Source organism: Xenophilus sp. Marseille-Q4582 (assembly GCF_916700565.1).
Lineage (GTDB): Bacteria > Pseudomonadota > Gammaproteobacteria > Burkholderiales > Burkholderiaceae_C > Xenophilus.
In genome coordinates, this window is sequence record NZ_CAKAKO010000002.1 from 909,397 (window position 1) to 922,327 (window position 12,931).

Below are 12,931 nucleotides of genomic sequence, written 5' to 3' on the forward strand. Positions count from 1 at the left end.
GCCGGCCGGGCGGCGCACAATGCCGCCATGGATGACATCGTCAGGCAGGCCATCGCCAAATGGCCCAACGTTCCCCATTGCTACGGCTGGCTGGGCCTGGACGCGCGCGGCCAGTGGTACATGCGCGACGACCGCACGCAGGCGGCGGGGCCGTTCCCGCGGGCGCGCGGCTCGCTGCTGCGGCATGACAAGCTGATCGACTTCATCCACCGCAACTACGAGCACGACGAGGCGGGGCAGTGGTTCTTCCAGAACGGCCCGCAGCGCGTGTATGTGGAGCTGGAAGCCACGCCCTGGATCTGGCGCATGGCCGAGGACTTTTCCTTGTCGTCCCACACGGGCGCGCCGGCCGTGCCGACGGACTGCCTGCTCGACGAGGCCGGGCACCTGTACTTCGTGGCGGCCCAGGGCCTGGGCCTGCTGCACACGCAGGACGTGGGCCTGGCGGCCGACGCCATCGAGCAGGGGCGCTGGCAGCCGCGCGAGGTGCAGGCGGAGCTGCTGCCATCGCAGTACGGTTTCGTGCGCAGCCCGGCCGCGGGCCAGCCGCGCTGAGGGCTGCGCTTCAGTCCGGCGCGCGCGGGAACACCAGCGCCGCGCGCAGCCCGCCCGGCGGCGCTGCATCCTCGAGCCACAGGCGTGCGCCCAGCAGCTGCGCATAGCGCGCGACGATGGACAGGCCCAGCCCGGCGCCCTGGCCCAGCCGCTGTCCATCGATGCCTTGCGACCAGCGCTGCAGCAGCGCGCGCCGGGCCGTCTCGGGGATGCCGGGGCCGTCGTCCACCACGGCCAGCGTCACCTCGTCCTGCGCGGGGCCTGCGGCCAGCTCCAGCGTGAGCATGCGCCCGCCATAGCGCAGCGCGTTGTCGATCAGGTTGTCCAGCATGGCACCCACCAGGGCGGCGTCGGCCACGATGGCCAGCGCTTCGGCGCCCTCGGCGTCCACGCCGCGCGCGCCCAGGTCCACGCCCTGGCGGTCGGCCTTGTCCAGGTGGCGCAGCACGGCCTGCTGCAGCAGCTCGGCGGGCGACAGGCGCTCGCGCCGCAGCGCCTGCTCGCCTTCGTCGGCCAGCGCCAGCGCCAGCAGCTGGTCGACCAGGTGGCTGGCGCGCACCACGCTGCCGGCCACCTGCTGCAGCTGCTGGCGCCAGACGGCCGGATCGGTGTGGCCGAGCCCGTAGTCGGCCAGCGCGCGGATGCCCGCCAGCGGCGTGCGCAGCTCGTGTGCCACGTTGCCCGCGAACTCGCGCTGCGCCCGCACGCTGTGTTCCACGCGCGCGAACAGCGCATTCACGGTCTGGCCCAGCTGCTCGATCTCCTGCGTGGACGGCGGCACCTGCACAGGCGAGAGGTCGCGCGCGTCACGGTGCGACAGCGCGGTCTGCAGCCGGTGCAGCGGGGCCAGGTCCCGGCCGATGCCGCGGCGCAGCCACAGCACCAGCAGCACCAGCAGCAGCAACTGGGGCAGGGCCGCGTACAGCAGCAGCTGCTGGCCCAGGGCGCCGCGCACGCGCGTGGTGTGGGCCATCAGCACCCGGTAGGCGCGGCCCTCCACGGTGTGGCGCAGCGCCACCATGCGCATCAGCTGGCCCTCATGGACGATCTCGCGGTAGCGGTAGGACTCGCCGGGCGGAACCGGCAGGTCCGGCAGCTCGCCGCCCGCCAGCCGCTGACCGTCGGGACCCAGCACCGAGAAATGCACCGATTCAGCCTGGTCGAACAGGGCGGCCCGCAGTTCGTTGGCCGAGAGCTGCAGCCCCACGCGGCCGTCGCTGCCGGTCCGCACATGCGAGGCAATGGAATAGGCGTCGTCGAGCAGCGCGCGGTCGAAAGCCTGTTCGGTGAAGTGGCTGGACACGACCAGCGTTACCACGGCGCCCGCCAGCCAGGCCAGGGCCAGCGGCAGCATCACGTGCCGCAGCACGCGCGTGCGCAGCGAGGGCGAAGCGCTCACCGCGGCGCCTGCGCCCTCGTGCGGGATCAAGCCTCGGGCTCCAGCAGGTAGCCGATGCCGCGCAGCGTGCGGATCGCCGCGCCGCTGCCGGCCAGTTTCTTGCGCAGGCGCGAGACGAAGGCTTCGAGCGCGTTGTCGCCCAGCGAGGCGTCGAAGCCCGAGAGCTTGTCGGACAGGGTGCGCTTGCTCACCGCATGGCCGGGCGGGCTCATGAGCTCCCACAGCACCTCGAATTCGCGCGCGGGCAGCTCCAGCGGCGCCTCGGCGAGGGTGAAGCGGCGCGCGCGCCGGTCCAGCACCAGCCGGCCCAGGCGGGCCACGTCCTCGGCGCCGGTGGCGCGGCGCACCAGGGCGCGCAGGCGCGCCTCCACCTCGGCCAGGTCGAAGGGCTTGCCCAGGTAGTCGTCGGCGCCCGCGTCCAGGCCGGCGATGCGCTCCTCGGTGCGGTTGCGCGCCGTGAGCACCAGCACCGGCGTGCGGTCGCCGCGCTGGCGCGCGGCGCGCAGCACGGCCAGGCCGCTGGCCGTCCCGCTGCCCGGGCGTGCATGCTGCGGCAGGTTCAGGTCCAGCAGCACCGCGTCGAAGGGCTGCACGCGCCACAGGTGCGCGGCTTCCTCGGCATGGGCCGCCTGGTCCACGCGGTGGCCGGCGTCGGCCAGGCTGCGCGCCATCACCTCACGCAGCACCGCGTCGTCTTCAACCAGCAGGATTCGCATGCTGCAAGCCTATCAGCTGCGCCCGCCGTTCAGGCCGCGGCGGCCTTGGCCGCGTCCAGCGCCTCCTTCGCGCGCAGCGTCTTGCGCACGGTGGAGACGACGGCCCAGGCCAGCATCAGCGCCGTGCAGGCCAGCAGCGTGGCGCTGATCGGGCGTTCGATGAAGACCATCGGATCGCCGCGCGACAGCAGCATGGCGCGGCGCAGGTTCTCCTCGAGCATCGGCCCGAGGATGTAGCCCAGCAGCAGCGGCGCCGGCTCGAAGCGCAGCACCATCAGCGCATAGCCCATCACGCCCAGCACGGCCACGGAGTAGATGTCGAACTCGTTGTTGTTGACACTGAACACGCCCAGCGCCACGAACACCAGGATGGCCGGGTACATCCACGCGAAGGGAATGCGCAGCAGCGCGACCCACAGCCCGATGGTGGGCAGGTTCAGGATCACCAGGATGATGTTGCCGATGCCGAAGCTCACCACCAGGCCCCAGAACAGCTCGGGCTGCTGGCTGATGAGCATGGGGCCGGGCTGGATGCCATGGATGATCAGCGCCCCCAGCATCACGGCCATCACCGCGTCGCCCGGGATGCCCAGCGACAGCGAAGGCACGAAGGCGGTCTGGGCGGCGGCGTTGTTCGACGACTCGGGGGCCGTGATGCCCTCGATCGCGCCCTGGCCGAAGCGGCTCGGGTCCCTGGCCACCTTCTTCTCGATCGCATAGGACATGAAGGAGGCGATCGACGGGCCGACGCCGGGCAGCGCGCCCAGGGCCGAACCCAGCGCGGAGCCGCGCACCATCGGCTTGACCGTGGCGCGGAATTCCTCGCGCGTGGGCACCATGGAGCGCAGCGTCACCTTGTCCGGCTTCTTGTTCACGTCGGCCGAATTGATGCAGCGCACGACCTCGGCCACGCCGAACAGGCCCATCGCCAGCGCGATGAGGTTGATGCCGTCCATCAGTTCGGGCACGTCGAAGGAAAAGCGCGCCACGCCGGAATTGACGTCCGTGCCCACCATGCCCAGCAGCAGCCCGAACACCACCATGCACAGCCCCTTGGCCGCCGAGCCGGTGGTCATGGACGAGGCCGCCACCAGGCCCAGCACCATCATCGAGAAGAACTCGGCCGGGCCGAACTTGAGGCCGATCTCCGAGATCGCCGGCGAGAACAGCACCAGCAGCACCAGCCCCGACATGGCGCCGGCCAGCGAGGCGATGGTGGTGACGAACAGCGCCACGCCGGCCTTGCCCTTCTTGGCCATGGGATAACCGTCCAGGCAGGTCACGGCCGAGGAGGGCGAACCCGGCAGGTTCAGCAGGATGGACGCGGTGGAGCCGCCGTATTGCGCGCCGTAGTACACGCCGGCCAGCATGATGATGGCCGCCGTGGGGGTCATGTGGTAGGTCAGGGGCAGCAGCAGCGAGATCGCCGCCAGCGAGCCGATGCCGGGCAGCACGCCCACCACCGTGCCCAGCAGCACGCCGAAGAAGCAGTAGGCCAGCGTGACCGGCTCGACGGCCACTTGCAGGCCGAGCCAGAGGTTGCTGAAAAGATCCATGATCGGGGTTCCTTGGCCGACGGGCCGTCAGAGGCTCCAGGGCCAGATGGGCAGCACCATCTGCAGCGCGAGCGGGAAGATCAGCGCGGTGATGCCCGCGACCACGGCGCACACCGTCAGCCGGGTGCGCAGCGGCATGGCGCTGGGCACCAGCGCCAGCAGCGCCGCGATGAAGGACGCCGCCACCACGCCCAGCGTCTTGAGCCCCAGCGCGAAGGCCACCAGGCTGGCCACGCACCAGATCAGGTTCTTCCATTGCACCGTGATGCCGCTGCCCTGGCGCCACCAGGCCGGCAGCGCCACCAGGATGCCCAGCACGGCCAGGACCCAGCCCAGCACGATGGGGAAGTAGCCCGGGCCCATGCGGTCGGCGGTGCCCATGGTGTAGCGGCTGCCGTAGAGCGCGAAAAAGAGGCCGGCGGCGGTCATCAGCAAGCCGCCGACAATGTCGTGGATGTCTCGAGTGGTTTTCATCAATGCGTGGATGCGGGTGCAAAGGAAGGGCAAAGGCCCCCCGCAAGCCCGGGCGCCGCGGCGCAGGGCAAGGACACGTGGCGCTGCCCGGGCGGCAGGCGCCGCACGCGGGCAGGCACGAATGCGCGCGTCCCTGTGCCCGCGGGCCGGGATCGAACGCGCCGCTAGCGTAGAAGTGCGAGGCTGACCGGAAACTGAGCGTCCGGGCTTTGCTTGGGGGCCTGCTGCAAGGGCGCACGGACCGGCGGGCGCTGCATCGCGCGCCGCGGGCGGGGCATGAAAAAATGGCCCCCACGCGCCCCCGCTGCGCGAGGTCCGCCGCCCCCCGAGGGCGCGCTTTTCACCTGGGGCGGCCCGGCGACGAAAAAGCCGCCCGAAGGCGGCTTCATCGATGGCCTGCGGCGGCCCGGCCGGCGGCAGGATTCGCCGGCCGGTGGCTGGCTTCCTGCGTGCTTATTGCGCGGGCTTGGCCGCACCCTCGGCGGCCGGTGCAGCAGCCGTGCCGGCGGCGGGAGCGGCACCCCCCTCGGCGGCTGCGCCTTCGGCCGGGGCCGGGCGCTGGGGTTCCTCGAACTTGGCGCCGCCCGAGTTGGCCAGGTAGACCACGGCGCGGCCGATCTCCACGTCTTCGTAGTCGCCGCCGCCCTGCGGGGGCATGGCGCCCTTGCCCTTGAGGGCATGTTCCAGCAGCGTGGCATAGCCCTGGCCGATGCGCGGGCCCCAGGCGGCGGCATCGTTCAGGTGCGGGGCGCCGGGAATGCCGGGCGTGCCGTGGCAGGCCACGCACTGCACCTTGAACACGGCCTCGCCGGTGGCCAGCGGCCGGTTCGCGTCGCGGATCTCGATGGAGCCCACCTTGGCCAGGCGCAGGCCCACGTCGCGTTCGCGCGAATCCTGGCTCACGCCGTACAGGCCCATGCCTTCGCCCTGCACGGCGCCCGAGGGCTTGAGGCCCGACACCACAAAGAACACCAGCCCGACGATCACCAGGATGGGAACGATGAAGCTGAAGAAGACGGCCGTCAGCAATTGCTTCGGGTTCTTGATCGGACCGGTGTGGGCTTCTTCCGTGGCGTGGTTCTGCGCGCTGTCGCTCATGGCGTCCTCGGTATCGGGGGCTTTGTACGGATCAGCCAAGGATTATAGGGAGCCCCCCTGCAGGGGCTTTCACTAGGTGGCAAGCGGGCCGGTCACGCCGGCGACTGGCCGGCCGGGCTGGCCGCCGTCGCCGTGGACTTCCAGCCGCCGCCCAGCGCCTTGTACAGCAGCACCTGGTTCTGCAGCTGCAGCAGGCGCACCTGCACCGCTTGCTGCTGCGCCGCGAACAGCGAACGCTGCGCGTCCAGCAGGTCCAGCGAGCTGGCCACGCCGTTGCGGTAGCGCAGGTCCGACAGCTGGAAGCGGCGGTTCTCCGCTTCGGCCGTGGCCTGCAGGGCGCGGGCCTGCTCGCCCAGCGTCTCGCGCCCGGCCAGCGCGTCGGCCACCTCGCGGAAGGCGCTCTGGATCGATTGCTCGTACTGCGCCACGGCGATCTCGCGCTGCGCACGCGCCGCGTCGAGGTTCGCCTGGTTGCGGCCGGCGTCGAAGATCGGCAGCGAGACCGCGGGCGCGAAGGCCCAGGCCTTGGTGCCGCTGTGGAACAGGTTCGAGAACTCGGAACTGGCCGTGCCGATGCTGCTGGTGAGCGACACGCGCGGGAAGAAAGCCGCGCGCGCCGCGCCGATGTTGGCGTTGGCGGCGATCAGCTGCTGTTCGGCGGCGCGGATGTCGGGGCGCTCGGCCAGCAGGTCCGAAGGCAGGCCCGCGGGCACGTCGGGCATGGGCTGCACGCGCGCCAAGCCGCCCTCGATGCCGGCCAGCGCACTGCCGGGCACGGGCGCGCCCAGCAGCAGGGCCAGCGCGTTCTCGTCCTGGCGGCGCAGGCGCAGCTGCTGCGCGTAGGTGGCGCGCGCCGACTCGGCCAGCGAATTGGCCAGCTGCAGGTCGATTTCGGAGGACACGCCGTTGTCGAAACGCAGCTGCGTGAGCTTGAGCGTGTCCTCGCGCGTGGCCAGCGTCTGGCGCGTGATGGCCAGCAGCTCCTCGTCGGCCAGGAGCGTGAGCCAGCCGTTGGCGACGGCGGCGATCAGGCTGGTCTGCGCGGCGCGCTGCGATTCCTCGGTCGCCAGGTACTGGGCCAGCGCGCTCTCGCGCAGGCTGGCCAGGCGGCCGAAGAAGTCGATCTCCCAGGCCGTGATGCCGAGGTCGACCGAGAAGCTCTGCGCCACGCTGCCCGCGTTCGGGTTGTAGACCCGGGCCGGGTTGGGGCTGCTGCGCGAGCCGTCCGCCGAGAGGCCCACGGAGGGAAACAGCGCCGCGCGCTGCACGCCGAACTGCGCGCGCGCCACTTCCACGTTCTGCGCGGCCACGCGCAGGTCGCGGTTGTTGGCCAGGGCGGTCTCGATCAGCCCCGCCAGCCGAGGGTCGGTGAAGAACTGCTGCCAGGGCAGCGCCGCCGCCGCGGGGCCGGCCGGCTGGGCCGGGTCACCGGGGAAGGTGGTCGGCACCGGCGCGGCCGGACGCTCGTAGGTCGGGATCAGCGAGCAGCCGCTCAGGAACAGCGCGGCGGCCAGCGCCAGGGGCGCGAGGGGAAGCTTTCGCATGGTTGGGGTCTCAGGCATGGCTTTGATCTTCGGAGATTCCGGCCGCTTCGGCATGCCGCTTGTTGAGTTCCTGCTGGCGCTTGCTGCCCTTGAACAGCGTGCGCACCACCACGAAGAACACCGGCACGAAGAACACGGCGAGCGCGGTGCCCGTGACCATGCCGCCGATCACCCCGGTGCCGATGGCCCGCTGGCTGGCCGAGCCGGCGCCCGACGCGATGAACAGCGGCACCACGCCCAGGCCGAAGGCCAGCGAGGTCATGATGATGGGGCGGAAGCGCAGGTGCGCGGCCTCGAGCGCGGCCGCGATCGCACTCTTGCCCTGCGCCTGCAGGTCCTTCGCGAACTCGATGATCAGGATCGCGTTCTTCGCCGACAGGCCGATGATGGTGATCAGGCCCACCTGGAAGTACACGTCGTTGGACATGCCGCGCAGCAGCGTGGCGCCCAGCACGCCCAGGATGCCCAGCGGCACCACCAGGATCACCGACAGCGGGATGGACCAGCTCTCGTACAGCGCGGCCAGGCACAGGAACACCGCCAGGATCGCGAAGCCGTACAGGATGATGGATTGCGAGCCGGCGAGCTTTTCCTCGCGCGACTGGCCGGTCCATTCGAAGCCGAAGCCCGGCGGCAGCTTGGCGGCCAGCGCTTCCATCTCGGCCATCGCGGCGCCCGTGCTGTAGCCCGGGGCGGCGTCGCCGCTGATGCGCATCGACGGGTAGCCGTTGTAGCGCACGGTCTGCTGCGCGCCGGTGACCCAGCGCGTGGTGGCGAAGGCCGACAGCGGCACCGGCTGGCCCTGCGCGTTCGACGCCGTCAGCTTGAGCAGGTCCTCGGGCTGCATGCGCGCGGGCGCATCGGCCTGGACCACCACGCGCTGCAGGCGGCCGCGGTTCGGGAAGTCGTTGACATAGCTCGATCCCAGGGCCGTGGACAGCGCCGTGTTGATGGCGTCGAAGCCCACGCCCAGCGCCTGCGCCTTGTCGCGGTCGATGTCGACCTCCAGCTGCGGCGCGTCTTCCAGGCCGTCCGGACGGACCTGCGACAGCACCTTGCTCTGCGAGGCCATGCCCAGCAGCTGGTTGCGTGCGTTCACCAGCGCCTGGTGGCCCTGGCCCGAGCGGTCCTGAAGGCGGAAGCTGAAGCCGCTGGCCGCGCCCAGTTCGGGAATGGGCGGCGGGCTGAGCGGGTAGATGAAGGCGTCGCGGATGCCCGACAGCGCACCGAAGGCCCGGCCGGCCAGGGCGCTGGCCGATTCGCCCTCACCCTTGCGTTCGTTCCAGTCCTTGAGCGTGACGAAGGCGAGGCCGGCGTTCTGGCCCTGGCCCGAGAAGCTGAAGCCCAGCACGCTGACCATGCTTTCGACTTCTGGCTGCTTGAGGAGGTAGCCCTCGACCTGCTCGATGACGCTGGTCAGGCGCTCCTGCGTGGCGCCGGGCGGCAGCTGCACGTTCACGATGATGTTGCCCTGGTCTTCCTGCGGCAGGAAGGAGGTGGGCAGGCGCTGGTACATCACGACCACGGCACCGATGATGGCGGCGTAGATGACGAGGTAGCGCGCGGCGCGCTTGAGGATGCGCGAGACCACGCTTTCATAGCCCTTGGCCGTGCGCGAGAAGCCGCGGTTGAACCAGCCGAAGAAGCCGCGCTTCTCGTGGTGGTGGCCGGCCTCGACCGGCTTGAGCAGCGTGGCGCACAGCGCGGGCGTGAGCGACAGGGCCATGAAGGCCGAGAACGCGATCGAGGCCACCATCACCGCCGAGAACTGGCGGTAGATGTTGCCGGTGGAGCCGGCGAAGAAGGCCAGCGGCACGAACACCGAGATCAGCACCACCGTCACGCCGATGATGGCGCCCGAGATCTGCTGCATGGCCTTCTTGGTGGCTTCGAGCGGCGGCAGGCCTTCCTCGCTCATGATGCGCTCGACGTTCTCCACCACCACGATGGCGTCGTCCACCACGATGCCGATCACCAGCACCATGCCGAACATGGTCAGCACGTTGATCGAGAAGCCCAGCGCCAGCAAGGTGGCGAAGGTGCCCAGCAGTGCGATCGGCACCACCAGCGTGGGGATCAGCGTGTAGCGCCAGTTCTGCAGGAACAGGAACATCACCAGGAACACCAGCGCCACGGCTTCGAACAGCGTGTGCGTGACCTGTTCGATGGAGATGCTGACGAATTCCGAGCTGTCGTACGGGATGTCCCACTTCACGCCCTGCGGGAAGAGCTTGGACAGCTCTTCCATCTTCTCGCGCGTGAGCCGCGCGGTTTCCATGGCGTTGCCGCTGGGCGCGAGCTGCACGCCCAGGCCCACGGCGGGCACGCCGTTCAGGCGGGCGGAGGTGGCGTAGCTCTGCACGCCCAGCTCGATGCGCGCGACGTCCTTCAGGCGCACGGTGGAGCCGTCGGGATTGGCGCGCAGCACGATGTTGCTGAACTGCTCGACGTTCGACAGCTGGCCCTTGACCCTGACCGTGGCCGCAATGCCCTGGCCCGCGATGTTCGGCAGGTCGCCGATGGTGCCCGAGGCGACCTGGGCGTTCTGCGAGCGGATGGCGGCCGAGACCTCGGCCGAGGACAGCCCGAAGCCCTGCATCTTGGCCGGATCGATCCAGATGCGCATGGCGGTTTCGGAGCCGAACAGCTGCACCTTGCCCACGCCCTTGATGCGCTGCAGCTCGGGCTGGATGTTGCGGGCCGCGTAGTCGCCCAGCTGCGTGGTGTCGAAGCTCGGGCTGTCCGAGCTCAGCATCGCGAACAGCAGGAAGTTGTCGCGCGACTTTTCGACCAGCACGCCCTGCTGCGTCACGGACGCGGGCAGGCGCGAGGTGGCGCGCGACAGGCGGTTCTGCACCTCCACCTGCGCCAGGTCCTCGTTGGTGCCCTGTTCGAAGGTGATGGTCAGCGTGCCGGTGCCGTCGGCCTGGGCCACCGATTCCATGTAGATCAGCCCCGGCGCGCCGTTCATTTCGCGCTCGATCACGGACAGCACGCTGTCCTCCAGCGTCTGCGCGGAAGCGCCCGGATAGGTGGTGCTGATGACGATCGCCGGCGGGGCGACGGGGGGGTATTGCGCGATCGGCAGCTGCGTGATCGACACCGCGCCCATCACGATGATGAACAGTGCGATCACCCAGGCAAAGATCGGGCGGTCGATGAAGAACTTGGCCATGGTTGCCTTTGTTGCGGTGCTTCTTCTTGCTTATTGCTTGGGGGCCGCGGCGGGGGCCGGCTCAGCCGGGGCAGGGGCAGCCGCGGGCGCAGCGGGTGCGCCGTCGGCCGGCTTGGACGCAGTGGCGGGCGCAGCGCCCGGCGCCGTCCAGGGCACCGGCTTGACCGGCGTGCCCGGCGGCATCATCTGCAGCTTCTGGAAGCCGTCCACCATCACCTGCTCGCCGGCCTTCAGGCCTTCGGTCACGATCCAGCGGTTGTTCTGCCCAGCCGTCACCTTCACGGTGCGCTTTTCCAGCTTGCCGCCTTCGCCCACCACCGTCAGCGTGTCGCCGGTCTCCGTGCGCGTCACGGCCTGCTGCGGAACCGCGATGGCGTTGCTGGCCTGGGCCTGCGCCATGCGCACGCGCACGTACAGGCCCGGCAGCAGGTCACCCTTGGGGTTGGGCACTTCGGCGCGCAGCGTGACCTGGCCGGTGGCCTCATCCACCGTCAGGTCGGTGAACAGCAGCCTGGCCGGCTGCGGGTATTCGCTGCCGTCCTCCAGCACGATGCGCACCTCGGCCGCGCCCGCACCCGCGCTCTTGAGCGTGCCGGCTTCCATGGCGCGGCGCAGGCGCAGCGCGTCGGTGGCCGATTGCGTGAAGTTCACGTACAGCGGGTTGATCTGCTGGATCGTGGCCAGCTGGGTGGCGTCGTTCTGGCCCACCAGTGCGCCTTCGGTCACCAGCGCGCGGCCGATGCGCCCCGAGATCGGCGCCGTCACGGTCGCGTAGCCCAGGTTGATGCGGGCCGTGGCGACTGCGGCGCGGCCGGCGGCCACGTCGGCCTCGGCGGCCTTCCACGAGGCGACGGCGTTGGCGTATTCCTGCTTGCTCACCGCATTGGCCTCGACCAGCGGCTTGTAGCGGTCGGCCAGGGCCTTGGCCTGCGCGGCGTTGGCTTCGGAGCGCGCCAGGCTGGCCTGCGCGCTCTGGGCCGCGGCCTGCAGCGGGGCGGGGTCGATGCGGAACAGCGGCTGTCCGGCCTTCACGTCCGAGCCTTCGCGGAACAGGCGCTCCTGCAGGATGCCGGCGGCACGCGCCCGCACCTGCGACACGCGCGAGGCCTCCAGGCGGCCCGGCAGTTCCGTGACCAGCCCCACGTCACCGGGGGTGGCCACCACCACGCCCACTTCAGGCGGGGGCGGTGCGCCGCCGCCGGCGCCCGGGCCGCCCGCCCCAGGGGCCGCGGCATCCTTCTGGCCGCAGGCCGCCAGCAGCACGGCCAGGCTCAGCGCCGACAGGGTCGCGGTCAGGCGCGGCGAAAACAGGGAGCGTGAAACATGCAATCCAGGCATGCGAATCCTCGGCAGTGATAGGTGTTGTTGTGGCGAATCGGCAGCCACGGCCACGGTGCCCGCGGTCCTGAAAGACCGACACGGGCGCCATGGTAATGAGCAGGCCGGCAGTTTACATACATTCGTGCATGTATATTAATGACAATCGATGAATGACCTTCCGCGTCTGTGTGGTCATTCACGCCGTTTCACAGAAGATACAGTGGTCCGTCGCACCAAGGAAGAGGCTTTCGCCACGCGCCAGCGCCTGCTGGACGCCGCCGAGCTGCTTTTCCAGGCCCAGGGCGTGTCGCACACCACGCTGCAGCAGATCGCCCAGAAGGCGGGCGCCACGCGGGGCGCCATCTACTGGCATTTCAAGGACAAGGCCGATCTGTTCAACGCCATGATGGAGCGCGTGACGCTGCCCATGGAAGAAGGCATGCGCCAGGCCGTGGATGCGGGGGAGGTCGACCCCATCGCGCTGCTCGAGCGCGGCATCATGGACGCCTTCCGCCTCGCCACCTCCGACCCGCAGGTGCGGCGCGTGTTCGAGATCGCCTCGTACAAGGTCGAGTACACGCAGGAGATGTCGGCCGTGCAGGAGCGCCATTTCAGCGGCCGCCAGGGCTGCATCGACGACTTCGAGAAGGCCCTGCGCCTGGCTGCGGTGCAGGCGCGCGTCAAGCTCAGCATTCCGGCCGGCACGGCGGCGCTGGGCCTGCATGCCCTGGTCTCGGGCCTGATGCAGGACTGGCTGCTGGACCCCGACAGCTTCGCGCTGCTGCCTGCCGGACGGCGCCTGTTCCGCACCTACATCCGCGGCCTGGGGCTGCCCGTGGGCGCGGCCGACGGGCCCGATGTCCCCACGGGGGCGAAGCCCGCGCCCTTCGCGTCGCGCGATCGGCCATAATCGCGGGTTCGCGCTTCGTGCGCGGCACTCTCGCCGTATTTCAACGGATAGAATTCGGCCCTCCGAAGGCTGAGATCCAGGTTCGATTCCTGGCGGCGGGACCAGATACCAGGCCGGACTAGTTCAAGCTAGTCCGGCCTTTTTTGTTGTGCCTCTTGGCTCGGAACCCGGCCCGCTCGCGCCG

The 12,931-nt window shown here is 70.4% G+C and carries 10 protein-coding genes and 1 tRNA gene; 3 read left to right on the top strand and 8 right to left on the bottom strand.

Annotated features, from left to right (window positions below; translation table 11 throughout):
• Positions 1-27: 27 nt before the first annotated feature.
• Positions 28-555, top strand: a complete 528-nt coding sequence (locus LG388_RS09475) for a DUF2946 family protein (protein ID WP_225782556.1) — start codon at positions 28-30, stop codon at positions 553-555.
• A gap of 10 nt (positions 556-565) precedes the next feature.
• Here LG388_RS09475 and LG388_RS09480 read toward each other — a convergent pair whose 3' ends face one another.
• The 8 genes from LG388_RS09480 to LG388_RS09515 all read right to left on the bottom strand — a co-directional run bounded on the left by LG388_RS09480 (position 566) and on the right by LG388_RS09515 (position 11,855).
• Positions 566-1,954 carry a sensor histidine kinase gene (locus tag LG388_RS09480; protein ID WP_225782557.1) on the bottom strand — a complete coding sequence of 463 codons (1,389 nt, stop codon included), beginning with the start codon at positions 1,952-1,954 and terminating at the stop codon, positions 566-568.
• A 26-nt stretch (positions 1,955-1,980) separates the two neighbouring features.
• Positions 1,981-2,670: a response regulator transcription factor gene (locus LG388_RS09485; RefSeq protein ID WP_225782558.1), complete on the bottom strand. Its 690-nt coding sequence runs from the start codon at positions 2,668-2,670 to the stop codon at positions 1,981-1,983.
• A 29-nt stretch (positions 2,671-2,699) separates the two neighbouring features.
• A complete protein-coding gene (locus tag LG388_RS09490) occupies positions 2,700-4,226 on the bottom strand; it encodes a tripartite tricarboxylate transporter permease (RefSeq protein WP_225782559.1) in 1,527 nt (508 codons plus the stop codon).
• 27 nt (positions 4,227-4,253) lie between these two features.
• Positions 4,254-4,700, bottom strand: a complete 447-nt coding sequence (locus LG388_RS09495; protein WP_225782560.1) for a tripartite tricarboxylate transporter TctB family protein — start codon at positions 4,698-4,700, stop codon at positions 4,254-4,256.
• A 453-nt stretch (positions 4,701-5,153) separates the two neighbouring features.
• Positions 5,154-5,798, bottom strand: coding sequence for a cytochrome c5 family protein (locus tag LG388_RS09500; protein WP_225782561.1), 645 nt, complete (start codon positions 5,796-5,798; stop codon positions 5,154-5,156).
• A 92-nt stretch (positions 5,799-5,890) separates the two neighbouring features.
• A complete protein-coding gene (locus LG388_RS09505) occupies positions 5,891-7,342 on the bottom strand; it encodes an efflux transporter outer membrane subunit (protein ID WP_225782562.1) in 1,452 nt (483 codons plus the stop codon).
• A 10-nt stretch (positions 7,343-7,352) separates the two neighbouring features.
• Positions 7,353-10,517, bottom strand: coding sequence for an efflux RND transporter permease subunit (locus LG388_RS09510; RefSeq protein ID WP_225782563.1), 3,165 nt, complete (start codon positions 10,515-10,517; stop codon positions 7,353-7,355).
• Positions 10,518-10,547: 30 nt separating this feature from the next.
• Positions 10,548-11,855 carry an efflux RND transporter periplasmic adaptor subunit gene (locus LG388_RS09515; protein WP_225782564.1) on the bottom strand — a complete coding sequence of 436 codons (1,308 nt, stop codon included), beginning with the start codon at positions 11,853-11,855 and terminating at the stop codon, positions 10,548-10,550.
• 202 nt (positions 11,856-12,057) lie between these two features.
• On the opposite strand from LG388_RS09515, the gene LG388_RS09520 reads away from it, so the two are divergent.
• Both LG388_RS09520 and LG388_RS09525 read left to right on the top strand, forming a co-directional pair.
• Positions 12,058-12,747, top strand: a complete 690-nt coding sequence (locus LG388_RS09520) for a TetR family transcriptional regulator (RefSeq protein WP_225782565.1) — start codon at positions 12,058-12,060, stop codon at positions 12,745-12,747.
• A gap of 29 nt (positions 12,748-12,776) precedes the next feature.
• Positions 12,777-12,851 (top strand) — tRNA-Arg (locus LG388_RS09525).
• Positions 12,852-12,931: the final 80 nt, after the last annotated feature.

Bases quoted from the DNA above. Each gene is read 5' to 3' on its own strand.
- LG388_RS09475 (WP_225782556.1), top strand. From the start codon at position 28: ATGGATGACATCGTCAGGCAGGCCATCGCCAAATGGCCCAACGTTCCC.
- LG388_RS09485 (WP_225782558.1), bottom strand. From the start codon at position 2,670: ATGCGAATCCTGCTGGTTGAAGACGACGCGGTGCTGCGTGAGGTGATG.
- LG388_RS09490 (WP_225782559.1), bottom strand. From the start codon at position 4,226: ATGGATCTTTTCAGCAACCTCTGGCTCGGCCTGCAAGTGGCCGTCGAG.
- LG388_RS09495 (WP_225782560.1), bottom strand. From the start codon at position 4,700: ATGAAAACCACTCGAGACATCCACGACATTGTCGGCGGCTTGCTGATG.
- LG388_RS09500 (WP_225782561.1), bottom strand. From the start codon at position 5,798: ATGAGCGACAGCGCGCAGAACCACGCCACGGAAGAAGCCCACACCGGT.
- LG388_RS09505 (WP_225782562.1), bottom strand. From the start codon at position 7,342: ATGCGAAAGCTTCCCCTCGCGCCCCTGGCGCTGGCCGCCGCGCTGTTC.
- LG388_RS09510 (WP_225782563.1), bottom strand. From the start codon at position 10,517: ATGGCCAAGTTCTTCATCGACCGCCCGATCTTTGCCTGGGTGATCGCA.
- LG388_RS09515 (WP_225782564.1), bottom strand. From the start codon at position 11,855: ATGCCTGGATTGCATGTTTCACGCTCCCTGTTTTCGCCGCGCCTGACC.